General features: G+C 70.3%; 25 protein-coding genes and 1 pseudogene. 16 read left to right on the top strand and 10 right to left on the bottom strand.

Going from position 1 to position 23,016, the window contains the following annotated elements:
* Positions 1 to 40: 40 nt before the first annotated feature.
* The 4 genes from AB0J09_RS15630 to AB0J09_RS15615 all read left to right on the top strand — a co-directional run bounded on the left by AB0J09_RS15630 (position 41) and on the right by AB0J09_RS15615 (position 2,835).
* Entirely contained in the window at positions 41 to 838 is a 798-nt protein-coding gene (locus AB0J09_RS15630; protein WP_360690370.1) for a TIGR00730 family Rossman fold protein, read from the top strand.
* A gap of 11 nt (positions 839 to 849) precedes the next feature.
* Positions 850 to 1,434 carry a TIGR00730 family Rossman fold protein gene (locus tag AB0J09_RS15625; protein ID WP_360690368.1) on the top strand — a complete coding sequence of 195 codons (585 nt, stop codon included), beginning with the start codon at positions 850 to 852 and terminating at the stop codon, positions 1,432 to 1,434.
* 82 nt (positions 1,435 to 1,516) lie between these two features.
* Positions 1,517 to 2,284 (top strand): hypothetical protein, encoded by a 768-nt coding sequence (locus AB0J09_RS15620; protein WP_360690366.1) that lies wholly within the window; start codon positions 1,517 to 1,519, stop codon positions 2,282 to 2,284.
* A 29-nt stretch (positions 2,285 to 2,313) separates the two neighbouring features.
* Positions 2,314 to 2,835, top strand: a complete 522-nt coding sequence (locus tag AB0J09_RS15615; protein WP_360690392.1) for a DNA-3-methyladenine glycosylase I — start codon at positions 2,314 to 2,316, stop codon at positions 2,833 to 2,835.
* Here the strand turns inward: AB0J09_RS15615 and AB0J09_RS15610 are convergent.
* Genes AB0J09_RS15610 through AB0J09_RS15600 form a run of 3 tightly spaced genes read right to left on the bottom strand, consistent with a single transcriptional unit; the run spans position 2,795 to position 6,662 of the window.
* Positions 2,795 to 5,041 carry a polysaccharide lyase 8 family protein gene (locus AB0J09_RS15610; protein WP_360690364.1) on the bottom strand — a complete coding sequence of 749 codons (2,247 nt, stop codon included), beginning with the start codon at positions 5,039 to 5,041 and terminating at the stop codon, positions 2,795 to 2,797. The two genes, AB0J09_RS15615 and AB0J09_RS15610, sit on opposite strands and share 41 nt — an antisense overlap.
* 50 nt (positions 5,042 to 5,091) lie before the next feature.
* The gene (locus AB0J09_RS15605) at positions 5,092 to 5,868 is read right to left on the bottom strand and encodes an enoyl-CoA hydratase-related protein (RefSeq protein WP_360690362.1); all 777 of its coding nucleotides are present in this window, start codon (positions 5,866 to 5,868) and stop codon (positions 5,092 to 5,094) included.
* Positions 5,865 to 6,662: a PaaX family transcriptional regulator C-terminal domain-containing protein gene (locus AB0J09_RS15600; protein WP_360690360.1), complete on the bottom strand. Its 798-nt coding sequence runs from the start codon at positions 6,660 to 6,662 to the stop codon at positions 5,865 to 5,867. The genes AB0J09_RS15605 and AB0J09_RS15600 overlap by 4 nt, the downstream gene beginning before the upstream one ends.
* A 160-nt stretch (positions 6,663 to 6,822) precedes the next feature.
* Between AB0J09_RS15600 and AB0J09_RS15595 the strand changes: the two genes are divergently transcribed.
* Both AB0J09_RS15595 and AB0J09_RS15590 read left to right on the top strand, forming a co-directional pair.
* Positions 6,823 to 6,990: a DUF3117 domain-containing protein gene (locus tag AB0J09_RS15595; protein WP_020545024.1), complete on the top strand. Its 168-nt coding sequence runs from the start codon at positions 6,823 to 6,825 to the stop codon at positions 6,988 to 6,990.
* Positions 6,991 to 7,068: 78 nt separating this feature from the next.
* Positions 7,069 to 8,472, top strand: coding sequence for a leucyl aminopeptidase (locus AB0J09_RS15590; protein ID WP_360690358.1), 1,404 nt, complete (start codon positions 7,069 to 7,071; stop codon positions 8,470 to 8,472).
* A gap of 34 nt (positions 8,473 to 8,506) precedes the next feature.
* Here AB0J09_RS15590 and AB0J09_RS15585 read toward each other — a convergent pair whose 3' ends face one another.
* Complete coding sequence (locus tag AB0J09_RS15585; RefSeq protein ID WP_360690356.1) at positions 8,507 to 9,145, bottom strand: O-methyltransferase; 639 nt, start codon at positions 9,143 to 9,145, stop codon at positions 8,507 to 8,509.
* A gap of 171 nt (positions 9,146 to 9,316) precedes the next feature.
* On the opposite strand from AB0J09_RS15585, the gene sigE reads away from it, so the two are divergent.
* The 5 genes from sigE (at position 9,317) to AB0J09_RS15560 (ending at position 13,503) form a co-directional block, all read left to right on the top strand.
* A complete protein-coding gene (sigE, locus tag AB0J09_RS15580; protein ID WP_185068462.1) occupies positions 9,317 to 9,949 on the top strand; it encodes an RNA polymerase sigma factor SigE in 633 nt (210 codons plus the stop codon).
* Complete coding sequence (locus AB0J09_RS15575; protein ID WP_360690354.1) at positions 9,949 to 10,470, top strand: anti-sigma factor; 522 nt, start codon at positions 9,949 to 9,951, stop codon at positions 10,468 to 10,470. Before sigE ends, AB0J09_RS15575 begins: the two co-directional genes overlap by 1 nt.
* A gap of 169 nt (positions 10,471 to 10,639) precedes the next feature.
* Positions 10,640 to 12,349: a trypsin-like peptidase domain-containing protein gene (locus AB0J09_RS15570; protein WP_360690352.1), complete on the top strand. Its 1,710-nt coding sequence runs from the start codon at positions 10,640 to 10,642 to the stop codon at positions 12,347 to 12,349.
* Positions 12,350 to 12,789: 440 nt separating this feature from the next.
* A complete protein-coding gene (locus AB0J09_RS15565) occupies positions 12,790 to 12,945 on the top strand; it encodes a hypothetical protein (RefSeq protein WP_360690350.1) in 156 nt (51 codons plus the stop codon).
* A 192-nt stretch (positions 12,946 to 13,137) separates the two neighbouring features.
* Positions 13,138 to 13,503, top strand: a complete 366-nt coding sequence (locus AB0J09_RS15560) for a sec-independent translocase (protein ID WP_360690348.1) — start codon at positions 13,138 to 13,140, stop codon at positions 13,501 to 13,503.
* Positions 13,504 to 14,095: 592 nt separating this feature from the next.
* On the opposite strand, the gene AB0J09_RS15555 is transcribed toward AB0J09_RS15560, so the two are convergent.
* A complete protein-coding gene (locus tag AB0J09_RS15555; protein WP_360690346.1) occupies positions 14,096 to 15,229 on the bottom strand; it encodes an Mrp/NBP35 family ATP-binding protein in 1,134 nt (377 codons plus the stop codon).
* Positions 15,230 to 15,389: 160 nt separating this feature from the next.
* Here AB0J09_RS15555 and AB0J09_RS15550 point away from each other — a divergent pair, with 160 nt between their 5' ends.
* Positions 15,390 to 15,851: a MarR family transcriptional regulator gene (locus AB0J09_RS15550; protein WP_360690344.1), complete on the top strand. Its 462-nt coding sequence runs from the start codon at positions 15,390 to 15,392 to the stop codon at positions 15,849 to 15,851.
* A 26-nt stretch (positions 15,852 to 15,877) separates the two neighbouring features.
* Here the strand turns inward: AB0J09_RS15550 and AB0J09_RS15545 are convergent, their stop codons facing one another.
* Entirely contained in the window at positions 15,878 to 16,345 is a 468-nt protein-coding gene (locus AB0J09_RS15545) for a DUF1003 domain-containing protein (RefSeq protein WP_360690342.1), read from the bottom strand.
* Positions 16,335 to 17,546 (bottom strand): CBS domain-containing protein, encoded by a 1,212-nt coding sequence (locus AB0J09_RS15540; RefSeq protein ID WP_360690340.1) that lies wholly within the window; start codon positions 17,544 to 17,546, stop codon positions 16,335 to 16,337. The genes AB0J09_RS15545 and AB0J09_RS15540 overlap by 11 nt, the downstream gene beginning before the upstream one ends.
* A gap of 96 nt (positions 17,547 to 17,642) precedes the next feature.
* Between AB0J09_RS15540 and AB0J09_RS15535 the strand changes: the two genes are divergently transcribed.
* Positions 17,643 to 18,602: an EamA family transporter gene (locus tag AB0J09_RS15535; RefSeq protein WP_360690338.1), complete on the top strand. Its 960-nt coding sequence runs from the start codon at positions 17,643 to 17,645 to the stop codon at positions 18,600 to 18,602.
* 10 nt (positions 18,603 to 18,612) lie between these two features.
* Here the strand turns inward: AB0J09_RS15535 and AB0J09_RS15530 are convergent, their stop codons facing one another.
* Positions 18,613 to 18,990, bottom strand: a complete 378-nt coding sequence (locus AB0J09_RS15530) for a hypothetical protein (RefSeq protein WP_360690336.1) — start codon at positions 18,988 to 18,990, stop codon at positions 18,613 to 18,615.
* Positions 18,991 to 19,078: 88 nt separating this feature from the next.
* On the opposite strand from AB0J09_RS15530, the gene AB0J09_RS15525 reads away from it, so the two are divergent.
* On the top strand, positions 19,079 to 20,011 hold the full coding sequence (locus tag AB0J09_RS15525) for a CoA ester lyase (protein ID WP_360690334.1): 933 nt from the start codon (positions 19,079 to 19,081) through the stop codon (positions 20,009 to 20,011).
* Here AB0J09_RS15525 and AB0J09_RS15520 read toward each other — a convergent pair.
* Both AB0J09_RS15520 and AB0J09_RS15515 read right to left on the bottom strand, forming a co-directional pair.
* Positions 20,001 to 20,543 (bottom strand): DUF6529 family protein, encoded by a 543-nt coding sequence (locus tag AB0J09_RS15520; RefSeq protein WP_360690332.1) that lies wholly within the window; start codon positions 20,541 to 20,543, stop codon positions 20,001 to 20,003. The two genes, AB0J09_RS15525 and AB0J09_RS15520, sit on opposite strands and share 11 nt — an antisense overlap.
* Complete coding sequence (locus AB0J09_RS15515; protein ID WP_360690330.1) at positions 20,540 to 21,241, bottom strand: hypothetical protein; 702 nt, start codon at positions 21,239 to 21,241, stop codon at positions 20,540 to 20,542. Before AB0J09_RS15515 ends, AB0J09_RS15520 begins: the two co-directional genes overlap by 4 nt.
* 100 nt (positions 21,242 to 21,341) lie before the next feature.
* On the opposite strand from AB0J09_RS15515, the gene AB0J09_RS15510 reads away from it, so the two are divergent.
* A complete protein-coding gene (locus tag AB0J09_RS15510) occupies positions 21,342 to 22,331 on the top strand; it encodes a type II CAAX endopeptidase family protein (protein WP_360690328.1) in 990 nt (329 codons plus the stop codon).
* A gap of 303 nt (positions 22,332 to 22,634) precedes the next feature.
* A pseudogene (locus AB0J09_RS15505) lies at positions 22,635 to 23,016 on the top strand (hypothetical protein); the annotation flags it as partial.

Here is a 23,016-nt window from a genome sequence, read left to right as displayed (position 1 = left end):
GGAGCGCCTACTGCGCGCAAGAGGAACTAGCGTGGCCAGCATGAAACAGTCACGTCCTGAACGCCGTCAGGGCCAGGCGGTCGTCCGAGGCCGCTTCGTCCCCAGCTCCACGCACGATCAGCGCCTGCTCGCCCGCCAGGGGACGTCCGACTGGGTCCACATGGACCCGTGGCGGGTGCTGCGGATCCAGGCCGAGTTCGTGGAGGGGTTCGGCCAGCTCGCGGAGCTGCCGCAGGCCGTCACGGTCTTCGGCTCCGCCCGCACCCCCGAAGGGACGCCCGAATACAAGACGGGCCGCGCGCTCGGCCGGGCGCTGGCCGAGGCGGGCTACGCGGTGATCACGGGCGGCGGGCCGGGCGTCATGGAGTCCGCCAACCGCGGCGCCAGCGAGGTGGACGGCGCGATGTCGGTCGGGCTCGGCATCGAGCTGCCGTTCGAGCAGCGCATGAACGACTACGTCGACCTCGGCATCGAGTTCCGCTACTTCTTCGTGCGCAAGACGATGTTCGTCAAGTACTCGTGCGGCTTCATCGCGCTGCCCGGCGGCTTCGGCACGCTCGACGAGCTGTTCGAGGCGCTGACCCTGGTGCAGACCCGCAAGGTCACGTCCTTCCCCGTGGTGCTGATGGGCAGCGAGTTCTGGGGCGGGCTGCTCGACTGGATCAAGGGTTCTCTGCTCGGCACCGGCAAGATCGCGCCCCAGGACCTCGACCTGATCACCGTCACCGACGACGTGGACGAGGCCGTGCGCATCATCGTGGACGGCGACCTGCTCCGCTCCAAGCAGCGCGAGGAGGAGCTGGGCGCCGCCGAGGCCCAATACGCCGAGCCCCAATAAGCTTCCTCGATGTGAACATCTGCGTCTTCTGCGCCTCCAGCCTGAACATCGACGAAAAGTACATCGACCTGGCCGCACACGTGGGCGCCGAGCTCGCCAAGCGGGGCCACACCCTGGTGAGCGGCGGCGCCACGGTGTCCTGCATGGGCGCCGTGACCTCGGCCGTCCGCGCGGCCGGCGGGCGGACGATCGGCGTGATCCCACAGGTGCTGGTGGACATCGAGGTGGCGGACGAGGAGTCGGACGAGCTGATCGTCACCGCTGACATGCGCGAGCGCAAGGGGGTCATGGACGCCCGCTCGGACGCGTTCCTCGTGCTGCCGGGCGGCATCGGCACCCTGGAGGAGCTCTTCGAGACCTGGACCGCGCGGGTGCTCGGCATCCACGACCGCCCCTTGGTGATCCTCGACCCCTGGGGCCTGTACGACCCGCTCAAGACGCTGATGACCCACCTGTACGACGAGGGCTTCACGCGGGCCAACGTCTTCGACGCGATCTCCTGGACCAGCACCGTGGACGAGGCGTTCGCCCACCTGGAGTCGCGCGGCCAGCCGGTCAGGCCCAGCGTCGCCGAGCTCGGCGAGGCGGCCGGCTGACCGGCTTCTCGACGCCCGGAGACGTTACGGGCTGCGGCAAGTGTGGGACCTCATGCCCCGATGGTGTGAGTACGATGCCAATGTGCTGGTCATACTCGCCATCGCCGCCATCGCCATCCTGGCCTGCGTGGTCCTGGTCTCCGTCGGCAGGGGCGGTGAGCTGACCGAGTTCCCGCCGGATGTGCCGCCGCTCGACCTGCCAGAGCCGGGGCAGCTCACGGCAGTCGACTTCATGGCGCTCCAACTGCCGGTCAACCTGGTCGGCTACCACACGGCCAGCGTCGACGAGACCCTGCGCAGGGCCGCCAACGCCATCAGCGCCCGTGACACGCGGATCGCGGTGCTGGAGCAGCGGGTCTCGGAGCTGCTGTCCAGCCGGCTGCACGCGCGCCAGGAGGTCTACGCCACGCCGGGGGCCGGTCCCCGTACCGAGCACTCGCCCGAGGCTCCGGCCGTCGCCCGCGAGCTGCCGGAGTCGGGCGACCCCATGTCGTCCAGCGGGGCCACGGTCTCCTGGGACGGCACCGCCGACCTGCGGCGCCCGCCGGAGGACCCGGAGTGGCGGATCCCGCCGGGCGACGGCGCCACCGCCGCGGAGGAGGGGGCGGACGCGAGCGAGCCCGCTGCGGCCGACGCTGATGAGCCTGTCGCCGTCCAGTCCTCCGACGCCGAGCCCGGCGACCACGGCCTCGGCGACCCCCAGGACGAGCTCAAGCCGGACGAAGGGCCCGACGAGGCTCCCGGCGAGGTGAAGAGCGGCGAGAGCGACCTCAAGCCGGAAGACGAGCCCCCGGGCGGCGAGGCGGCCGTGCGCGTGGCACGCGGCAAGGACGGGGACGAGCGCCCGTGACCGAGCCGATCCGATGCACCTGGACGGGCATGGCGGCGGACCCGATGTACATCGCCTACCACGACGAGGAGTGGGGCCGCCCGATCAGTGGCGACGACGCGGTCTTCGAGCGCGTGGCTCTGGAGGGATTCCAGTCGGGCCTGTCGTGGCTGACGATCCTGCGCAAGCGGGAGAACTTCCGTGCCGCCTTCGACCGCTTCTCCATCCCCAAGGTGGCCTCCTACACCGAGCAGGACGTGGAGCGTCTGCTCGGCGACGCGGGCATCGTACGCAACCGGGCCAAGATCGAGGCCGCGATCAGCAACGCGAAGGCCGCCATGGACCTGCCGGAGGGCCTGTCGGACCTGGTGTGGCGCTTCGCCGACCCCGGCGCGCCCGTGCCGAGGACGATGGCCGACGTGCCCGCGACCACCCCGGGCTCCAAGGCACTGGCCAAGGAGCTGAAGAAGCGCGGCTTCAAGTTCGTCGGCCCGACCACGGTCTACGCGTTGATGCAGGCCATCGGCCTGGTCAACGACCATATTGAGGGCTGCGTGGCGCGTTCACGCTGAGCTCGGCCGTGTGGGTCCGCCCGAGTGACCCGCCGAGCTCGATGGTGACGGCGGGCCGCCGCCCCGGCCGCACCGAGACGGTGTCGTCCGCGCTGACGACGCCGCGTGCCGGGCGGTCCAGCGTCAGCGTCACCGCGTCCACGGTCCTGCTCGGGTCGGCCACGGCCAGGAAGACCCGACCACCGGCCCGCCGCACGAGCACCGCGCAGGGCGCGTCCACGGTGACGCCCTCGACGGCGCCCGCCGCCCAGAACGTGGCCGCCACCAGCTCCCGCGTCCGCACGGCCTGCACCAGGGGCGTGTTGGCCATCACCCGCACGGGACGCGACCCGCGGAACCTCCGCGTCCGCTCGCGCGACGCTCCCGGCAGCACCACGTAGGCGTAGGAGGCGTTCTCGGGGTCCACGCCGTGGTCGAACCAGAAGGCCACGTACCGCCGCGTGACGGGGTCGAACGCGCCGCCCGTGTCGTCGCCCCGGTTGATCTCGCACCACCTTCCGGTACGCGTCTCCACGAGGCTCATCGCCCCCTCCATCACGTAGCCGCCGACGCCCGGCAGGTGCGCCCAGCCGTCCCCCAGGTACGGCTCCGCATCCGTGGCCCGGTTCTCCACCACGGTTTCGACCGCGTGGCCATCGGAGCCGGTGATGCCGCTGCCCAGCGCCACCACGGCCGTGTCCAGGCAGAACCACGACTTGCGCGCCCGCGGGCCGGCCCCGTCGCCGGCCAGCTCCATGGCGGCGACGCCGTACCGGCCGTCGAGCACCGCCCCGCCTGCCCACGCGTTGGCCGGACGGTAGGCGCTGAAGGACAGGTCCTCGCGCTCACTGGCGCCGACCGTGGTGCCCGGCAGCCGGTACGGGTCCACCGTGGGCCAGAAGTCCTCGCCGAACTGGCCCAGATCGCTCGTGTAGAGGTAGGTCATGCCGTCGCCGGTGTACCAGCCGTGCAGGTTCTCCCCGTTGATCGCCTCGTAGGCGGCGACGCGCCGCGACGAGAGGCTGATCGCGAAGGACCAGCCGGGCCGCCGGTGCACCACCCGGTCCATCGACGGGAACACGAAGTGCCCGACGGGTCCCGCCCCCGCCTCGATGGCCTTGTCGTCCAGCACCGCGACCGCCCGCCGGGTCTCCGGGACGTCCGCGTGCTCCAGGTACGGGCGGTTCGTGCCGCGCTCGATCCACCCCTTGGCCAGCTCGCGGAACCGGCCCGCGTACGGCTCGGGCGCGCTCCGCGCGAGCAGCAGAACGGCCCCGATCGCGCCATGACCTGCCACGGCGTCGGAGAAGGCCTGCCGCGTGGCCGCCCGCCCCCGCACGGTGTCCATCAGCAGGCCGTCGTGGACGAACGGGGCGAAGGAGCCCTCGACCGCGTCCAGCACCACTCGCCGCCCGGGATCGGTCACCTCCCAGGGCGACCCGTCGAGCAGCGCGAGCGTCTCGGCGACCGCGATGAGCAGCGACAGGCCGTAGGAGCCGGTGTACGCCACGCACTCGTGCTGGATGAACGACCCGTCGCGGTAGAAGCCGTCGCCGGACTCGGCGTAGCCGAACACGCTGCCACGCCCGCCGTCCCGCACATCCGACAGGCAGTCGCGGGCCAGCGCCAGCTTGTCAGCACTACGCCCGGCGATCCCGCGGAAGGCGACGATGGACGCCTTGTCCGCCCGGTTCGCGCCGCTCTCGGACACCTCGGGGTGACGGGTGCGGCGGTCGGCGTCCGGGCAGAACCGGTCGATCGCCCCCAGGTACGCCTCCAACCTGGCCGCGTCGAGCCGGTCCCCGAGCAGCACGCACGTGCGGCTCAGCTGGGCCGGCGTGCCGATCTCCCAGAACCACCAGTTGCCCGTCTCAGGCAGCCGCTCGTTGTAGTGCCGCTCGTAGAGCACGTCGAGCGCGTCCACCAGCCGCGACGCGACGGTGTCGTCGCCGTGCTGCGCGGTTCCCGGCGTGGCCCAGGCCGTGGCGATCCGCCGAAGGCGGCCGTAGCTGCCCGTCACGTTGCCCGGACCGCCGTCCAGTGGCAGGTCGGGCCAGAGCAGGCCGTGTCCACCACCGGGCGACATCGAGGCCAGCCGGCCGTCGGCCGCCTCGCTCAGCCTGGCCAGCGGCCCGGCGTAGACCGGGTCGGAAGGGTCGACGTCGCCGCCGGTGAGCAGCCCGAGTGCGGTCGCACGCAGTCCCTCGAACGCGGCGGCCTGGGACACGGAGCGGTGGGACGCGGCGGCTTCCCGCGCGGCCGGCCGTGGTGCGGACGTCACTCGGCGTGGAACGTGGGTCGTTCCTTGGCGAGGAAGGCGCGGGTGGCGTTCTGGTGGTCCAGAGTGGCGACGCATTCGTCCTGGATGTCGGCCTCCATGGCCAGCGAGTCGGACAGCGAGTGCGTCGCGGCGTAGGCCAGCGCCCGCTTGGTGGCGGCGTAGGCCAGGGTGGGGCCCTGCGCGAGGCGCACGGCCAGCTCCTGGGCGGTCTTCAGCACGTCGTCGGCGGCAACCACGCGCGTGACCAGGCCCAGCTCCAGCGCGCGGGCCGCGTCGAGCGGCTCGCCGAGCAGCAGCAGCTCGGTCGCGCGCCCCTGGCCCACCAGGCGCCGCAGCGTCCACGAGGCGCCCGAGTCGGGTGCCAGGCCGATGCCGGCGAAGGCCAGCGCGAACTTCGCCTTCTCCGAGGCCACCCGCAGGTCGCAGGCGAAGGCCAGGGACGCGCCCGCCCCGGCCGCGACGCCGTTGACCGCGGCCACCACCGGCTTGGGCATGGTGGTGATCAGCTCGACGATCGGGTTGTAGTGCTCGCGCACGGTGTCGGCCAGGCCGCGGCCCGCCTCCAGGTTGTCCGCGTGCTCGCGCAGGTCCTGGCCCGCGCAGAAGGCCCGCCCCGAGCCGGTGAGCAGGACGGCTCTGACCTCGCGGTCCTGCGCCGCGTCGCGCAGCGCGGTGAGGAGGCGCTCCTTGGTCGCCGCGGTCAGTGAGTTCATCGCTTCTGGACGGTCGAGGGTGATGGTGGCGACTGCGTCGGCCACGTCGTAGCGGATCAAATCAACTCCCTGTCGACGAACGAGGCGGCTGCGGGCAGCAGCCGGGCGGCCTCCTGCTCGAAGTAGGCTCTGGCCTTCTCGCCCGGCCAGCCGGCGGGCAGCAGCTCGGGCGGCAGGCCCGGGTCGCGGAAGAGGAAATTGCGCCAGCCGTGCACGAGCCTGCTCCTGGTGGCGAAGACCTGGTCCGCGGGAGCCCCATCGGGCAGCGTGCTGATCAGCGTGACAGCCTCGGCCAGCCATTGCTCGTACGCCTCGCCGATGGCGTCCAGATCCCATGCGCGGGCCACCAGCCGGCGCGGGTCGCCCTCGAGCACGGCGTCGAACCGGTCGGCCCGGACGCCCTCGCTTTCCAGCAGGTTGTCCAGCTCGATCGATGATCGTGGACCGATCCACGTCGTCTCCGACAGCGACGCGTAGCCGAGGAACGCCAGGTCCGCCCTGAGCCGTTCCCTGCGCGGCCGCTCCTTGACCGGCTCGAAGACGATCAGATGCCACCGGCCCTGCCAGGTCAACGTTCCGGCTCGGTAAATTCTCAGCGCCGCCTCGTCCAGGCGCCTGACACACTTCGGCGTGAGTCCGTAGCCGGCTCCCTGAGGCAGCCTGATCGGTCTCAGCCACCCCTGGCGCACCATGCGTGAAACGGCGGTGCGAACGGCGGGAGCGGCTATTTCCAGGGGCTTCATGAGCCTGACGAGCGCGGCGACGGACGCCTGTCCACCGCGCGAGCGCAGGTGGTCTCCGTAGAGGTCGAACAGAGCGGCGCGAGCGTGCACGAAGTCCAGTTTGGACGTCAACGCACGCCTCGACAACGCATTCTGGGAGGAGATCGTTACCCATGAGCGCTCTCGATGCGGGAGAATAGGACATCACAGAAGACGTGAATGCGCCGACCACCCCCCATGGGCGGTCGGAAATCGCGGGCCGCGGGAGCCCAAGGCAGGAAGGGATGCACGCATGGCGGCGATGAAGCCGCGGACCGGCGATGGTCCGCTCGAGGTCACCAAGGAAGGGCGCGGCATTGTCATGCGGGTCCCCCTGGAAGGTGGCGGCCGGCTCGTCGTGGAGATTTCCGCCGACGAGGCAAAGGCGCTCGGCGAGGCGTTGAAGAACGTCGTCGGCTGAGAGCTCCCGTTAGACAGATTGATCCACGACCCTGGCGTAATCCGGCGCCAGGGTCGCTGACGTTTGAGGAGATATCCCGTGCCCATTGAGACCACTGCGTCGGTGGTCGCCGAGGTTCCCGACGGCGCCGAGCTCCTGGCCGTCCCCTACACCTCCGACCTCAGCCCCGAGGTCGAGCTGCACCTGCCGGTGCCTGATCTGCTGGCCCACTACGAGGCCAAGGGCGAGGCGGGGGAGATCGTCGAGGTCCCCGTGGCACGGGCAGGCGGCGTGGGCCGCGTCCTGCTCTACGGCGTGGGCGACGGCTCGCCGCGTGCCCTGCGCAAGGCCGCTGCGGCGCTGGCCCGCAAGGCCAAGGGCAGGGACACGCTGACCGTGGTGCCGCCCGAGGGCGACGTGGCGACGTTCGCCGAGGCGGCGTTGCTGGCGGCTTACTCGTTCAAGATCGGTAGCGAGGGCAAGAAGCCGGTGCGGGCGCTGACGTTCGCGGGCGCCGACGCGGCGCAGGTGCGGCGCGCGCAGGTCGTGGCGCAGGCGGTGGCGCTCGCCCGCGACCTGACCAACACACCCTCCTCCGTCAAGGACCCCGCCTGGCTGGCCGAGCGGGCCGCCGAGCGCGGGGTGCCCGTGCGTGTCTGGGACGAGGAGCAGCTCCAGGCCGACGGGTTCGGCGGCATCCTCGCCGTCGGGAAGGGCTCGGCCAGCCCGCCCAGGCTCATCCAGCTCTCCTACACGCCCGCCGAGCCGACCGACCGGCACGTGGTGCTGGTGGGCAAGGGGATCACGTTCGACTCGGGCGGGTTGTCGCTCAAGCCGACCGAGAACATGAAGACCCAGAAGACCGACATGGCGGGCGGCGCGGTCGTGATCGCCGTGCTCGGCGCGCTGGCCGAGCTGGGCGCCCCCGTACGGGTCACCGGGCTGATCGCGTCCGCCGAGAACATGCCTTCCGGCACGTCCCAGCGGCCCAGCGACGTGATCAGACATTACGGCGGGCGCACGGTCGAGGTGCTCAACACCGACGCCGAGGGGCGGCTGGTGCTGGCCGACGCGCTCGCCTACGCCGACGCCGTGCTCGACCCCGACGCGGTGGTGGACATCGCCACGCTCACCGGCGCGATCACGGTGGCGCTCGGCCGCAACGTCGGCGCCGTCTACGCCTCCGACGACGTGCTGGCCAAGCAGCTCCTGGACGCCGCGGAGACCAGCGACGACCGGCTGTGGCGGATGCCGCTGATCGAGGACTACAGGCCCGCGCTGGAGTCGTCGATCGCCGACCTGGCCAACGTCGAGTCGGGGTCGAGGTTCGGGGCCGGGTCGATCACGGCGGCGCTGTTCCTGCGGGAGTTCGCGGGCCGGCGTCCGTGGGCGCACCTCGACATCGCCGGGGTCGGGCGCAGCACGGTGGACGAGGGCACGCTCACCAAGGGCGCCACCGGGTTCGGTGTCCGCCTCCTCCTGGAGTGGCTCGCCGGCGCATAGTCGGCGATCCCCTCCCGGAGTGGCTCGCCCGCTCCTAGTCGGCGATCTTGATCGCCGCGAGCAGGCCGTCGCCCAGCGGCATGAGCACCGAGCGGAGGCGGTCGTCCGACTGCACCAGCTTGCCCACCTCGCGCAGCGCCACCGTGTCGGTGTCGCGCTGCGCCGGGTCGGCCACCCGGTTGCGCCACAACATGTTGCCGAAGGCCACGATGCCGCCCACGCGGAGCAGGCGGATCGCCTCTGCCAGGTAGTCGGCGTACTCCTGCCTCGCGCCGTCGGCGAACACCAGGTCGTAGCCGCCGTCCGACAGCCGCGGCAGCACGTCGAGCGCCCGGCCCGAGATGAGCCGCACTCGCCCGCCGGAGAAGCCCGCCTCGGCGAACGCCTGTCTGGCCAGCCGCTGGTGCTCCGGCTCGACGTCGACGCTCGTCAGCGTGCCGTCCGTACGCATGCCGCGTAGCAGCCAAAGGCCCGAGACGCCGCAGCCCGTGCCGATCTCGACGACCGACTTGGCGTTGACCGCGGTGGCGAGGAAGCACAGCGCCGCCCCGCCGCCGGGAAGGATGGGTGTGGCCCCCATCTCCAGCCCGCGTTGCCGCGCCGCATGCAAGACCTCATCTTCCTGATGGAACTGCTCTGCATAGGCCAGAGTGGCCTCCACCGGACTGGTCATCGGCCGCCTCCCCCCACTTTCGTGCGATTGGTCCGCGTGATTGGCACCGATCGCAGCCTAGGGGAGACGCGCCGGGACGGGAACTCAGGAGGCTCCCAAGGCGTTGCAGGTTTAGACGGGCTTTGCCGGTCCGAAGGCAGCAGTGCGCACGAAGGGACGAAACCAGGCACTATGGCGGTAGCGGTGGTCCCAAAGAGAGGAGTTCTGGTGGACGAAAGCGACCACCAGGCAGATACTCCCGTGTCGTCTGACTGGACTCCTCCTACGTGGGAGGAAGTCGTGCGGACACATTCCGCACGCGTGTATCGGCTGGCATACCGGCTGACCGGCAACGTCCATGATGCCGAAGACCTGACCCAGGAGGTCTTCGTCCGGGTCTTCAGATCGTTGTCGAGCTACACCCCGGGCACGTTCGAGGGGTGGCTGCACCGGATCACGACGAACCTGTTCCTCGACATGGCGCGGCGTAAGCAGCGCATCAGGTTCGAGGGGCTCGCCGACGACGCCGCCGAGCGGTTGCGCGGCCGGGAGCCGTCTCCGGCGCAGGCGTTCGACGACGCCCATCTGGAGCCCGACATCCAGGCCGCCCTCGACGCGCTCGCTCCGGAGTTCCGGGCCGCGATCGTGCTGTGTGACATCGAGGGCCTGTCTTACGAGGAGATCGCGGCCACGCTCGGCGTCAAGCTGGGTACGGTCCGAAGCCGTATTCACCGTGGCCGGGCGCAGTTGCGGGAAGCACTCGATCATCGAGCCCCCCGTAATTCTCAACTCCCCCCGACCGTGATCCGTGGGGAGGAAGTCTGATGACTCATCTTGGAGAACGCGTTTCGGCGCTCGTGGACGGTGAACTCAACCACACCGAACGCGAACGCGCGCTGGCTCACTTGACCTTCTGTGGTGACTGCAGGCGAGAGGTCGAGTCGATGCGGGCGCTTAAGTCGCGCCTGCGTGCGCTGGAAGGGCCGGCGATGCCGGCCGACCTGACGATGTCCCTGCTCCGGATGGCGGAGCCGGGAGGGCCGCTGCCCCCGAGGGAGCGCCCTTTTCCTTCCCGCACGTTCGGCGGGGTGCCCATTCCTGGCCCGCACACCATCGCTCCGCCGGACAACCGCCCGCGCAGGGACACCACTGGTGGGGCTTCGGGCCCGGGGCGCGGTAGGCGGCGCTCGACCTACGTGGCGGTAGGGGTGGTCTCCGCGGCCGTCGCGCTCGGCACCTTCTTCGCGACCACCGGCGTGGGGCAGAACAACCCGGCGCCCCCGGTGGAGCTGTTCCAGCAGCCGCGGACCACACCGGCGAGTGCGCCTTCGACCGCCACTCCTTGACCTGCGGCTATGCCTGGGAGACCAGGACTTGGCGTACTCGGCAGCGCATGGGGCATACGATCTGGTTTCGGGGATTTGTCACAAGCGATTCCTGACAAATGCTTTATAACCCTCGTATACCGCACGAGCGAGGATTGCGGTGGCCGAGCCAAGGAGTGGTGAGACTTAGATGACCGACGAGACGCGTCCCACCGAAGGTCGCACGACGTCGGACTACCCCGAACCACAGGGGCGGCCGGACTTCCTGCCCGCGGACGACTCGCCCGAAGTGCCGAGCCCGCGGCAGGAGCCGCCCGCCTCGTTCGGCACTTCTTGGGGCGATCCATCGGGCCGCCCCATCTCGGGGGTGCCACCGTACGGCGGTTCGCCGCCAAGCGGCCCTTCCTATGGCGCCCCGTCGTTCACCACCCCCCCGTTCAGCGCCTCCGGCTCCTACGAGAGCCCCTCGTACGGCAACTCCTACGAGACTTCTTCGTACGGCAGCTCCTATGAGAGCCCCTCGTTCGGCAGTTCCTACGAGAGCCCTTCGTACGGCAGCTCTTATGAGAGCGGCACCTCGTTCGGCGGTGGCCCGGACAACGGGACGCGCGCCTATGAGGCCCCGATGTTCGGCGGCCCGCCTCCTTCCGGTCCTTCCGGTCCTTCCGGTCCGTCAGGTGGTGGGACGCCGCTGCCACCGCCGCGCCAGGCGCTTCCCATGGGCACGGGCTGGGCGCCGCCGCCTCCGGGCGCGCAGGGCGTTCCCGGGCCCCGGCGCATACCGAGCACCGCCTTCCTCGTCTCGACCGCCGTGGCCATCGCGCTGGTGGCCTCGTTGTTCGGCAGCGTCGGCACGTACCTGCTCACCAAGCCGAGCGGCGGCAGCGACCCCTCCTACAGCCTCGGCCCCTTGCCGACCGGCGCGACCAACCGGGAGCCCGGCTCGGTGGCGGGCGTGGCCGCGCGGGTCCTGCCCAGTGTGGTCTCGATCGAGGCCGGTACCACCACCGAGGGCGCGACCGGATCAGGCTTCCTGATCAAGAACGGCTACGTGGTCACCAACAACCACGTCGTCGCCCTGGCCGCCAAGGGCGGCGAGATCCGGATCATGTTCAACAACCGGAAGACCACTTCGGGCCGCATCGTGGGCCGCGACCCCGGCTCCGACCTGGCCGTGGTGAAGCCGGAGGACACGTTCGGGACGCCGGAGATCACCCTCGGCAACTCCGACCAGGTCGTGGTCGGCGACCCGGTGATCGCGATCGGCTCCCCGCTCGGCCTGACGGGCACGGTGACGACCGGCATCGTAAGCTCGCTCAACCGCCCGGTCATCGCTGGCGACGAGACCGGCACCAGCACCGAGGAGCCCGCGTACATCAGCGCCATCCAGACCGACGCCGCCATCAACCCAGGCAACTCGGGCGGGCCGCTGGTGAACGGCAAGGGCGAGGTCGTCGGGGTGAACTCGGCCATCGCCACCCTCGGCCGTTCGGAGAGCAGCCAGAGCGGCAGCATCGGCCTGGGCTTCGCGATCCCGGTCAACCAGACGCGGCGCGTGGCCGAGGAACTGATCACGACCGGCAAGGCCAAGCGACCCAAGATCGGCATCATCCTGGACAAGGACTACAAGGGCCAGGGCGTGAAGATCGCCTCGGGGCCCAGCGGAGGGACCCAGCCGGTGGACGCCAACGGGCCCGCCGGCAAGGCCGGTCTGAAGGCGGGCGACGTGATCCTTGAGATCGACGGCCTGACCCTGCAGGACGGGAACGAGCTGATCGCCCTGATCCGCAGCAAGGCACCGGGGTCCAAGATCACTATCAAATACCAACGCGCCGGCAAAGACCACACCGCCACTCTCACCGTCGTAGCCGAAGACGAGCCCACCCCGACGCCGTCCTGATCCTTTCTCCGCCCGTGTCCGGTGGCTGATGTCCCGCCGCGACGCGTCCTTTGGATTCGTTACGGCTGCGCCCGTTTTGGGTGCCCGTCCTTGGGGTCCTTTACGGCTGCGCACGGTGGGCACCACCCACCGACGCGGGTGGCCGACCTTCCAGGGGGACGCTTACCAGCTTCCCCGGCGCACCGCCGTAACGGACGAGCTTGGCCGTCTGGGTGGTCGACACGTGGGCCTGGGCAGGTGACGTGTGGGCCTGGGCGGGTGACGTGTGGAGCTTGGGCGGTGCCTTGCCGCTTGGGCCCACGGCCGCCCGCTCGCCCGCCGTGCCAGCGCGCACCGCAGCACAGCCCCTCACAGGTCCGCCACAACGCGACCCGCACGCCCAGCCACAACGGGCCCCGTTCGCTCGCCACAACGTGCCCCGTACGCTCCGCCACGACGGAATGCGTTCGCCCGCCACGACGGAACGCGTCCGGCCCAGCCACGACGTGCCCCGTACGCTCCGCCGCAACGGGGCCCATCCCGACTCAGGCGCCCGCCGCAATGCGACGCTCACCGGCCGCGTGTCCGAGGCCGGCTGCACCTCGGCGGTCGGCTGAGTGGTGTCAGTAGGGGATTGGGCTGGTCGGTGGTGGGTGGGGGGGTGAAGTGGCGGAATGGGGGTGGGGGGTGTATGGCGGGAATGTCGGTGATATGACCGAGGGGGACGACCGACCTACCCATAGAAGCCTTTAGTCTGTGGATAGGCCGGGGATGTCCTCGGAGAGGTTGGACTGCGGTAGGAGCTCACGGTGTTCGGACTCGGGTGGATGGAGGTCGGAGCGCTGATCGTCATCGCGCTGCTCGTCTTCGGTCCCGACAAGCTGCCTCAGGCCGCCTCGCAGGCAGGCAAGACGCTGCGGAATCTGCGCCGGATGGCGAACAACGCTCGTGACGACCTGCGGACCGGTCTGGGCCCGGAGTTCTCCAACTTCGACCCCGCCGACCTCAACCCGCGGAACTTCGTGCGCAAGCACCTCCTCGACGACCTCGAGGACGACTGGAACGACAACAAGCCCCGTGAGCTGGAGCCCGCCACCACGGCTCCCTACGTTTCCGAGCCGGTGGACGAACTGGGCTACGGGGAATTGCCCCCTTACGACTCAGAAGCGACCTGACGCCCTAAAAGCCGACCACCTAGAGGGCTCGCAGGGGCTCATACGACCCGCCCGGACCGCACACAATGCATGCGGGGGGCTCAAACGGCTCCTGGCTCGCTCCGGACCACTTCGCTTTCCCGCTATAGCCCGCCGGACCCCAAACCGCCTATATGGCCCTCTGGGGTCCTCAGAGCCCTCTACAGCGGCCGATGGCGGATGCCATGACTCGGCCCCGGCCCCGGCCGCACTACGGCTCTAGGGTCACACCACGGCCCGTGAGCCATCGCCCCGACTTCGGAGCCGGCAAGTGGCCATGCCCGACTCGGGGCCGTGCGGCGGTCCGGCGGCCGCGTCTCTGCTTCTTCCCCTCGCGTCCTCTCTGGTGGTCGACCCGGTTCACGTGTCGACCACCCAGACGGCCAAGCTCGTCCGTTACGGCGGTGCGCCGGGGAAGCTGGTAAGCGTCCCCCTGGAAGGTCGGCCACCCGCGTCGGTGGGTGGTGCCCACCGTGCGCAGCCGTAAAGGACCCCAAGGACGGGCACCCAAAACGGGGCGAGCGTCGCAGCAGACATCAACCACCGTGCGCAGCCGTAAAGGATCCAGGATGGGTCAGCGGGGGGAGAGGTTGAGGTGGAGGCCCTTGAGGCTGGTGGAGCGCTTGCTGAGGCTGTCGGCGATCTTTCGGAGTTCGGCGGCGGCCGGGGCGTCGGGCTCGGTCAGGACCAGGGGCTTGCCTTCGTCGCCGCCCTCGCGGAGCCGAAGGTCGATCGGGACCTGGCCCAGCAGCGGGACGCGCGACCCCAGCGTGCGGGTCAGCGCGTCGGCGACCGTCTGGCCGCCGCCCTCCCCGAACACCGCGATGCGCTCGTCGCAGTGGGGGCACGGGAGCCAGGCCATGTTCTCGATGACCCCGGCGATCTGCTGGTGCGTCTGCGCGGCGATCGAGCCCGCCCGCTCGGCCACCTCGGCGGCGGCCATCTGCGGCGTCGTCACGACCAGGATCTCCGCCGTCGGCAGCCGCTGCGCCACCGAGATCGCGATGTCGCCGGTGCCCGGGGGCAGGTCGAGGAGGAGTACGTCGAGGTCGCCCCAGTAGACGTCGGCCAGGAACTGGTGGAGCGCCCGGTCGAGCATCGGCCCGCGCCAGACCACCGGCGTGTTGCCCTCCGGCTTGAACATGCCGACTGAGATGACCTTGATGTCGTGGGCCATCGGCGGCATGATCATGTCTTCGACCTTGGTGGGCCGCTCGGCGGCGCCCAGCATGCGCGGGATGCTGTGGCCGTAGATGTCGGCGTCGACGATGCCGACCTTCATGCCGTTGGAGGCCATCACGGCGGCCAGGTTGACCGTCACGGACGACTTGCCTACCCCGCCCTTGCCGCTGGCCACCGCGAACACGCGGGTCAGCGAGCCCGGCTGGTTGAACGGGATCTCCTTCTCCGGCCCGCGGTCGCCCCGCAGCTTGGTCTGGAGGGCCTTGCGCTGCTCGGTGCTCATGACATCGAGCTCGATCTGGACACCAGTCACGCCGTCCAGCTTGGCGACGGCGTTCGTGACGTCACGGCGGATCGTGTCCTTCAGCGGACACCCCGCCACGGTGAGGAAGACGCCCACGCGCACCACGCCGTCGGGAGCGATATCGATGCTCTTGACCATGCCGAGGTCCGTGATCGGCCGACGGATCTCGGGGTCGATGACGGTGGCAAGGGCGGCCGTCACCTGTTCCTGGGTTAGTGCCATCGAAGTCTCGGCACGAGGGAGTGCCGTCCCTCCTTAGTCGGTATATGTGTGACAGGCGCAGGACGCCAGTGAGGATGCCCCTCCATGGTATGAACCGGAGGCCTCGCTGAGTTAATCCGTGCTGTTAGATGTCTGTGCAACAACGTCTTAAGGTTACTCCGTGACTCTTCTGCGCGACGAGGGCCTGACCGCCGAGGAGCTGGCGATCTGGCGGATGTTGCAGCGCGCCCAGGTGCGCATCACCCGCCACCTGGAGGCGGAGCTGCTCGTCGCCCATGACCTGCCGCTGGCCCCGTATGAGGTGCTCATGCAGCTGGCCGAGGCGCCGGAGCGGCGGCTGCGCATGAACGACCTCGCCGACCGCGTCCTGCTCTCCCGCAGCGGCCTGACCAGGCTGATCGACCGGCTGCAGCGCGACGGGCTGGTGTCGCGCGAGGCGTGCGCCGACGACGCCCGCGGGTTGTTCGCCGTGCTGACGGACCACGGTGCGGCGCGGCTGGCCGAGGCCACGCCGACCTACCTGCGCGGCGTCAGGACCCAGTTCCTCGACCTGCTGGGCGCCGGGGAGCTGTCCCGTATACGGTCGATGGTCGCCAAGCTTGACATCAGCGGTGCTCCCTGAGCTCTTCCAGAAGCCGCCGCCCGGCCTCAGCGGTGCTCCTTGAGCTCCTCCAGGAGCCGCCCGAGCTCCGCGCGCAGGTAGTCGCGCGTGGCCACTTCGTTCAGAGCCAGCCGCAGCCCCGCGATCTCCCTCGTCAGGTACGCGATCTCGGCCTGGTTACGCTCGGCGGCCTCGCGGTCCTGCTCGTACTGGATGCGGTCGCGGTCGCTCTGCCTGTTCTGGGCGAGCAGGATCAGCGGCGCGGCGTAGCTGGCCTGCAGCGACAGCATCAGCGTGAGGAAGATGAACGGGTACGGGTCGAACTTGAGGTTCGGTGGCGCGACCGCGTTCCAGATCACCCAGAGCCCCACGAACACGGTCATGTAGACGATGAATCGCGCAGTGCCGAGGAAGCGGGCGATCTGCTCCGAAAGGCGGCCGAACGCCTCCGGGTCGTAGTGCGGCCGCAACGTGCGGCGCAGGGCCCGCGGCTGGTCCAGTCGTTCAGTCGTCACGGTCGTCGGCCCTCTCGCGCCAGTCCTCGGGAAGCATGTGGTCGAGCACGTCGTCGACCGTCACCGCGCCGACGAGCCGGCCCAGCTCGTCGACGACGGGGGCGGCGACGAGGTTGTAGTTCGCCAGGTAGTAGGCGACCTCGCGGAGGGAGAAGTCCGGCCTGATCGGGTCGATCGACGGGTCGATCACGCCGCCGAGCAGGGTGGACGGCGGCTCGCGCAGCAGCCGCTGGAAATGCGAGACGCCCAGGTACGTGCCCGTGGGCGTCTCCGTGGGCGGCCGGCTCACGTAGACCTGGGCGGCGACGGCCGGCGACAGGTCCTGCTGCCGGATGTGGGCGAGTGCCTCGGCCACCGTGGCGGTGGGCGGCAGGATCACCGGCTCGCTGGTCATCACGCCGCCCGCGCTGGTCTCCGGGTATGTCAGCAGGCGCCGGACCGGGGCCGCCTCATCCGGCTCCATCAGCGCCAGCAGCCTGGTCGCCTGCTCTTCCGGGAGGTCGTGCAGCAGGTCGGCGGCGTCGTCGGGGCCCATCTCCTCCAGCACGTCCGCCGCTCGCTCGGGATCCAGCGTGCCGAGGATGCTGATCTGGTCGTCCGGAGGCAGCTCCTCCAGTACGTCGGCCAGCCGGACGTCGTTCAGGGCGCGAGCGATCTCGATCCGCCGCTTGCTGGGCAGGTCGTGCAGCGCGCTGGCCATGTCGGCGGCCCGCAGGGACTCGAACGCGGCGATCAGCCGGGCGGCGCCCTGGTCCTTCTGCAGCTTGTCGAACCCGGACACCTCCTCCCAGTCGACGATCCGGGGCTCGCGCCGCCTGCCCTTGTAGAGGGCGACCTTGGTGATCTCCCAGGTGGACGGCTTGACCTCGTCCATGGCCACGTCGTAGACGGTCATGGGTTCGCCCTCGACCTCGACGGCCAGGTCCAGCATCTCGCCGACCACCAGCGTCTCGGTGGCGCGCTGCTCGAACCTGCGCATGTTGAGCCGCCCGGTGAAGACCACGGCTCCCGCCTCGATGCGGCGTACTCGGGTGATGGGAAGGAACACCTTGCGGCGCGGCTGCACCTCCACCACCAGGCCGTGAACGTTGGGCCGGCGGCCGATGCGCAGACCGACCACGACGTCCCTGACCCGGCCGATCTGGTCCCCCGCAGGGTCGAAGACCGGGGTCCCCGCGAGCCGGGCCACGAAGATCTGCACGTGGTCAGGCTAACAGTGCTCATCCATTGCGCCCCGAACACCTCACATGTCAGTATCCAACGTACTTAACGGTGATTACTGGCCAGGTGGTGGGCGATGAGGTATGCGGGGCTCGGGCTCGCGTTCGTGTCCTCGTGGTGTTTCGCGTTCTCGGGGCCGATGGCCAAATACCTCATCACGGCCGGGTTGGCGCCGATTGAGGCCGTCTGGACGCGGATGGCGGGCGCGGGGCTGCTACTGGTGGTCGTGCTGGCCGTGGTGAAGCCGCGGGCGCTGCGGATCCCCAGATCGAGGCTGCCGTTCTTCGGGCTGTATGCGGTGATGGCGGTGGCGGGGGTGCAGTCGCTGTATTTCGTGGCGATCACCCGGTTGCCGGTGGGGGTCGCGTTGCTGCTGGAGTTCATGGCGCCGGTGATGGTGGTGGCCTGGGTGCGGTTCGTACGGAAGGTACGGCTCGCGCGGGCCGCCTACATCGGGGCGGTCGTGGCCGTCGTGGGCCTCGCGATCGTCGTCGAGGTCTGGCAGGGAATGCGGCTGGACGCGCTGGGCCTGCTGCTCGGACTGCTGGCCGGAGCCTGCTGCGCCGGATATTTCCTCATGAACGATAGCTTCGGCGACGACGTGGACCCGCTCGGCCTGATCGCCTGGGGGATGGCGGGAGCGGCCGTGGTCCTGATCCCGTTCGCCCGGCCGTGGAACATCCCGTGGGACGCCTTCACGGCCACGGCCACACCGGACGGCGGCCGGACGCTGCCGGTGCTGGGGGCGTACCTGTGGATGGTGCTGGTCGCGACCGTGATCGCGTACATCCTTGGAGTGAACGCCGTGCGGCGGCTGTCCGCCGCGGTGGGGGCCACGGTCGCCTCGCTGGAGGTGATCGGCGGTGCGGTGGTGGCCTGGGCTCTGGTCGGCGAGACGCTGGGCGTCTTCCAGATACTGGGGGGCCTGCTCGTGCTGTCCGGCGCGCTGCTCGCCCAGACCGCGACCGCGATCGCCCAGCCGTCACCGGCGGTGGAGCCCGAAGCGCAGCCCATCGGTGTCAGCGGCCAGGGCTGAGGCGCGGGACTCAGGCGGTAGAGACGGGCGGCGTGAGGCGCAGGACGGTGGAGTCGCGGGCCCAGCGCTCGGTCAGGTGCTCGCTGTCGCGGGCGTTGAGCCGCTCCTTGGCCAGCGCCGCCACGGCGTCGGCCGCCGCGCCCTGGTCGACGACCGTGACCGCCGCGTCGAACTCCACCAGCCGGGCGCCGTTGTCCTTGCTGCGCAGCGTGACGTGGACCTGGTCGAGCGCCTCGAGGCCGGGCAGCTCCTGCTCCTCGCCCCCCGTCACCAGGTAGATCGCCCCTTCGTGCCAGGTGTGCCAGGCCAGGCGGGGGCGGTCGAGCGTGAGCCAGAGGATGCCGGACTTCTTGGCGCCCTCCTCGATGGCCGCAGCGTTCTCGGTCACATCCCCGACTGTAGCCCTCACCGCCACCCGCCGCACTTCGGCCGAGGTCCCTTAGGGGGAAGGGCGGGGACGGCGCTAGCGTGTGCGCATGCGTTCACGTCGTTCGGTGCTCGCCGTGCCAGGCAGCAACCCGCGGTTCCTCGAGAAGGCCCAGACGCTGCCCGTCGACGAGGTCTTCCTCGACCTGGAGGACTCCGTCGCGCCGCTGGCCAAGGAGGAGGCGCGCAAGAACATCGTGACCGCGCTGCGCGAGGGCGACTGGGCCGGCAGGACACGCGTGGTCAGGGTCAACGATCTCACGACGCAGTGGACGTACCGGGACGTGATCGAGGTCGTCGAGGGGGCCGGGGAGTTCCTCGACTGCGTGATGCTGCCCAAGGTGCAGGACCCCACCGAGGTGGTCTGGCTCGACACGCTGCTCACCCAGATCGAGAAGACCATGGGGTACGAGGTCGGCCGCATCGGTATCGAGGCGCAGATCGAGAACGCCCGCGGCCTGGTGAACGCCGACGCCATAGCGGGCTCGTCCAAACGCCTGGAGACCCTGGTGTTCGGCCCGGCGGACTTCATGGCGTCGATCAACATGCGCACGCTCGTCGTCGGCGAGCAGCCGCCCGGCTACGTCGAGGGCGATGCCTACCACTACATCCTCATGCGCCTGCTCATGGCGGCCAGGATGCACGACCTGCAGGTCATCGACGGCCCTTACCTGCAGATCAAGGACGTGGAGGGCTTCAAGCGGGCCGCCAGGAGGTCGGCCGCGCTCGGGTTCGACGGCAAGTGGGTGCTCCATCCCTCCCAGGTCGACGCGGCCAACGAGGTGTTCTCGCCGTCGCAGGAGGACTATGACCACGCCGAGCTCATCCTGGAGGCGTATGAGTACTACACCTCGGTCGAGAAGCGCGGCGCGGTCATGCTGGGCGACGAGATGATCGACGAGGCCTCGCGCAAGATGGCGCTCGTCGTGGCGGCCAAGGGCCGGGCCGCCGGGCTGAGGCGTACGAAGAGCTTCACACCTTGAGCCCGATGGCGGTGAAGAACCAGAACGACGACGTCAGCCAGATCCCGATCAGCGCGGTGAACGCCAGCCCGCCGAGCACCGGCAGCGTCCAGCCGGGCGCGTCACGCTTGGGCAGCGCCAGCAGCTTCGCGGTGAACACGCCGTAGAAGAAGCAGCCGAGCAACGAGTGCGCGAGCACCCGCGGCACGTCGTACTGCAGGCCCAGGGCGTAGAGGCAGTGGAAGGCGACGGGGATCGTGAGCAGGAACGCCAGCCGCCCCGACCAGCGGTGCACGGCGGGCGGGATGGCGATCCCGAGTTTGCCCCACATCGACAGGGCCGAGACGACCTGCACGATCGCCAGGACGAACGCGCCCGTCGTCAGCCACGCCTTCATCGGCAGCGCGGCGGAGAACCCGGCCACGCCCACGGCGAACCCGGTGGGCGTGTGCACCCGCCCGTAGACGCCGAGCGCGAGCGCCGCGAGGCCGCCGGCCAGCAGCGGCACGAGGAGCGGGGTCAGGCTGCGTGATGGCTGGGGTACGGCGGTCATTGCATCTCCTCGATGAAGCCGTCCACGTCCTTCGGGTAGAGCGTGGTGCTGTCGACGGTCACGGGCGCCGTGGGCCGGTCGCCTTGCAACTGGGGGATCGGCACCTGCGTGTCGCCCTCGAACGCGGCGCCGACCTGGGTGAAGCCGCCCTTCGGGCTCTTCAGCACGATCCAGCCGGCCCTGAGTTTGGCGCCCCTGACGGTCGCGGTGGCCCGGTACAAACCCGAGGGCTTGACCACGGTGGGCGCGACGAAGCTCCACTTCCTGCCCCCGACCGCGACCCAGCCCTTGGCCCGGCCACCGCCCAGCGCGGCCGTGACCTTGGCGCTGCCGAACCCGGCCAGCCGCAGGTCGCCGTCCGACTCCGTGCCCTTGAACCAGGCCTCGGCCTTGCCGTCGCAGAAGTAGCCGATGGCCTTGCCGTCTCTGATCGAGATCGCGATGAGGCCGCCGTTGCCCTTGACGTAGCCTCCGTAGTCAGCCTTGGCGATCTTCTTCGGCGCCGTTCGCTCAGGCTCAGGCGTGGGCTCGCCTGAGGATGACGGGGCCGCGGTGGTCTCCTCGGCGGAGGGTGCTTCCGCGGCGGTGTTGGCGGCCTCGTTTCTGGCCGCCGGTGTCGCGATGACGCTGGCGACACCCAGCCCCACGGCGAGCACTGCCCCCGCCGCGAGGGTGATGACAGGTCCCAGCCTTGACATGAACTGCTCCCAGGGTCGAAATGCCGTACGACTCCGAGCATCCGCCTAAATGAGAGGACCGTCTGTGAACTATTGCGCACCGGGCGGACAGAATGGATGGGTGCAGGAGAATCAGCCAGGACATCAGCATCCCTACGGCTACGGCACTCAGCCGCCGGCCTACCCGTACCCGCCGCCGTCCTGGTTCCTGCCGACGCCTCGTGGGGTGCGTTACGACCACCTCGCCAGGACCGCCGCCACGCAGCCGTGGCGGGCGATCGTCGGCACGCTGATCATCGCTGCGGCATTTCTCGTGCTCAGCGCGCTGGCGATCTGGGCCGGTGTGGTGGCGTCGATATTCCTGGGCATCCCGGCGCCGCTCGAGGCCGAGGGCCGGCTGTTCGGCGATCCGGTGCTCTCGCTGGTCGTGGTGTTGATGTCGCTCGCGCCCATGCTCTTCCTCGTGCAGGGCACGGCGGCGCTCGTCCAGCGCAGGCGCCCCGGAACGCTCTCGTCCGTGGCCGGGCGGCTGCGCTGGTCCTGGCTGCTGAGCTGCCTCGGGCTGGCTGCCCTGGCGCTCGTGCTCGGGCAGGGCACGCAGGCGCTCGTGCTGACGCTGTACGGCGAGAACGCCGACATGTTCGGCTGGGCAGGGTGGTCCGGGTTCCTGCCCGCGCTCATCGTGATAGTGCTGCTGGTGCCGTTCCAGGCGGCCGCCGAGGAGTACGTCTTCCGCGGGTGGTTCATCCAGGCGATGGGGGCGCATCTGCGAAATCCGGCCTGGTCCATCCTGCTCGGGTCCGCGTTGTTCATGTCGTTGCACGGGTATTCGTGGGCCGGGCTGATCGACGTGTTCGGGTTCGGGGTCGTCATGGGCTGGCTGACGGTGCGGACCGGGGGGCTCGAGGCGGGGATCGCGCTGCACGTGCTGAACAACCTGCTGGCCTTCGGGCTCGCCGCCGCGGCGGGCAATCTGGAGGGCGCGCTGAGCCAGGGGAAGGTGCCGGTGCCCTGGCAGGCATTGTCCGGGACAGTGGTGCAACTCGGGGTGTATGCGTTTGGTGTGTTGTATCTAGCCAAAAAGCGGTCAATTAATAACATTTCAGGATAAATCGGGCGAGAGGTGCCGGGAATCTCGCTAGAGAGGTCTCGCTATTCCGGCTGAGTCATGCTGGTCTGGATCCTGTGGAACGGACCAGCGGCCTGATTCCACCCGTACGACGAGTTCGACCAATAGGAGGTACGGCGCGTGGCCTCCGGCCCCAGCGAACCGCCTCGGCGACCGCCGGGTGACGACCCGCGTCCTGAGGACGCGTCTGACCCGCGATCTTCGGAAGAGCCGAGGATCAGTCATTCGCCGCCGGGTCCCACCGACGATCGGGCGCGGGGTTTACCGCTGACCTCGCCCTGGGGCATGCCGCCCTTCGCCGCCCCCGTCCCGGAGGACGAGCCGCAGGAGCCGCCCAAGGGGCGCAGGCCGTACAGCTCGCCGACGGCAGAGCCCGAGGCCGAGCCGCGCCGCCGCCCCCGCCGCATCGTCAACCGCCCCGACAAGCTCGTGGCCGGCGCCCCGGTCCATCCCCCTAAGGAAACGGTCCGCCCCGACGAGCCGCAGGCGGAGGCCGCGCCTTCCCCCGAGCCCGAGGAACGGGAGCCCGCGCCCCGGAGGGAGCCCCCGTACCGGCTGGTGTATCCGGTCGAGCAGCAGGAGGCGGCTCCTGAGCAGGACGAGGAGCCGGCCGAGCCCGAGCAGCGGGACGACGAGGACGGCGAGCCCGAGGTACGGCGGGTCGGGC

Origin of the sequence: Nonomuraea sp. NPDC049784, assembly GCF_040659615.1 — a bacterium.
In the GTDB taxonomy this organism is placed as follows: domain Bacteria; phylum Actinomycetota; class Actinomycetes; order Streptosporangiales; family Streptosporangiaceae; genus Nonomuraea.
Note: the sequence above shows the minus strand (reverse complement) of the source record. Positions and strands in the feature narration are given on the sequence as shown.

What these genes read in the sequence shown, in the direction of transcription:
- AB0J09_RS15630 (WP_360690370.1), top strand. Translation starts at nt 41, where the DNA reads ATGAAACAGTCACGTCCTGAACGCCGTCAGGGCCAGGCGGTCGTCCGA.
- AB0J09_RS15615 (WP_360690392.1), top strand. Translation starts at nt 2,314, where the DNA reads ATGGCGGCGGACCCGATGTACATCGCCTACCACGACGAGGAGTGGGGC.
- AB0J09_RS15595 (WP_020545024.1), top strand. Translation starts at nt 6,823, where the DNA reads ATGGCGGCGATGAAGCCGCGGACCGGCGATGGTCCGCTCGAGGTCACC.
- AB0J09_RS15585 (WP_360690356.1), bottom strand. Translation starts at nt 9,145, where the DNA reads ATGACCAGTCCGGTGGAGGCCACTCTGGCCTATGCAGAGCAGTTCCAT.
- sigE (WP_185068462.1), top strand. Translation starts at nt 9,317, where the DNA reads ATGGCGGTAGCGGTGGTCCCAAAGAGAGGAGTTCTGGTGGACGAAAGC.
- AB0J09_RS15575 (WP_360690354.1), top strand. Translation starts at nt 9,949, where the DNA reads ATGACTCATCTTGGAGAACGCGTTTCGGCGCTCGTGGACGGTGAACTC.
- AB0J09_RS15570 (WP_360690352.1), top strand. Translation starts at nt 10,640, where the DNA reads ATGACCGACGAGACGCGTCCCACCGAAGGTCGCACGACGTCGGACTAC.
- AB0J09_RS15565 (WP_360690350.1), top strand. Translation starts at nt 12,790, where the DNA reads ATGCGTTCGCCCGCCACGACGGAACGCGTCCGGCCCAGCCACGACGTG.
- AB0J09_RS15555 (WP_360690346.1), bottom strand. Translation starts at nt 15,229, where the DNA reads ATGGCACTAACCCAGGAACAGGTGACGGCCGCCCTTGCCACCGTCATC.
- AB0J09_RS15535 (WP_360690338.1), top strand. Translation starts at nt 17,643, where the DNA reads ATGAGGTATGCGGGGCTCGGGCTCGCGTTCGTGTCCTCGTGGTGTTTC.
- AB0J09_RS15525 (WP_360690334.1), top strand. Translation starts at nt 19,079, where the DNA reads ATGCGTTCACGTCGTTCGGTGCTCGCCGTGCCAGGCAGCAACCCGCGG.
- AB0J09_RS15520 (WP_360690332.1), bottom strand. Translation starts at nt 20,543, where the DNA reads ATGACCGCCGTACCCCAGCCATCACGCAGCCTGACCCCGCTCCTCGTG.
- AB0J09_RS15515 (WP_360690330.1), bottom strand. Translation starts at nt 21,241, where the DNA reads ATGTCAAGGCTGGGACCTGTCATCACCCTCGCGGCGGGGGCAGTGCTC.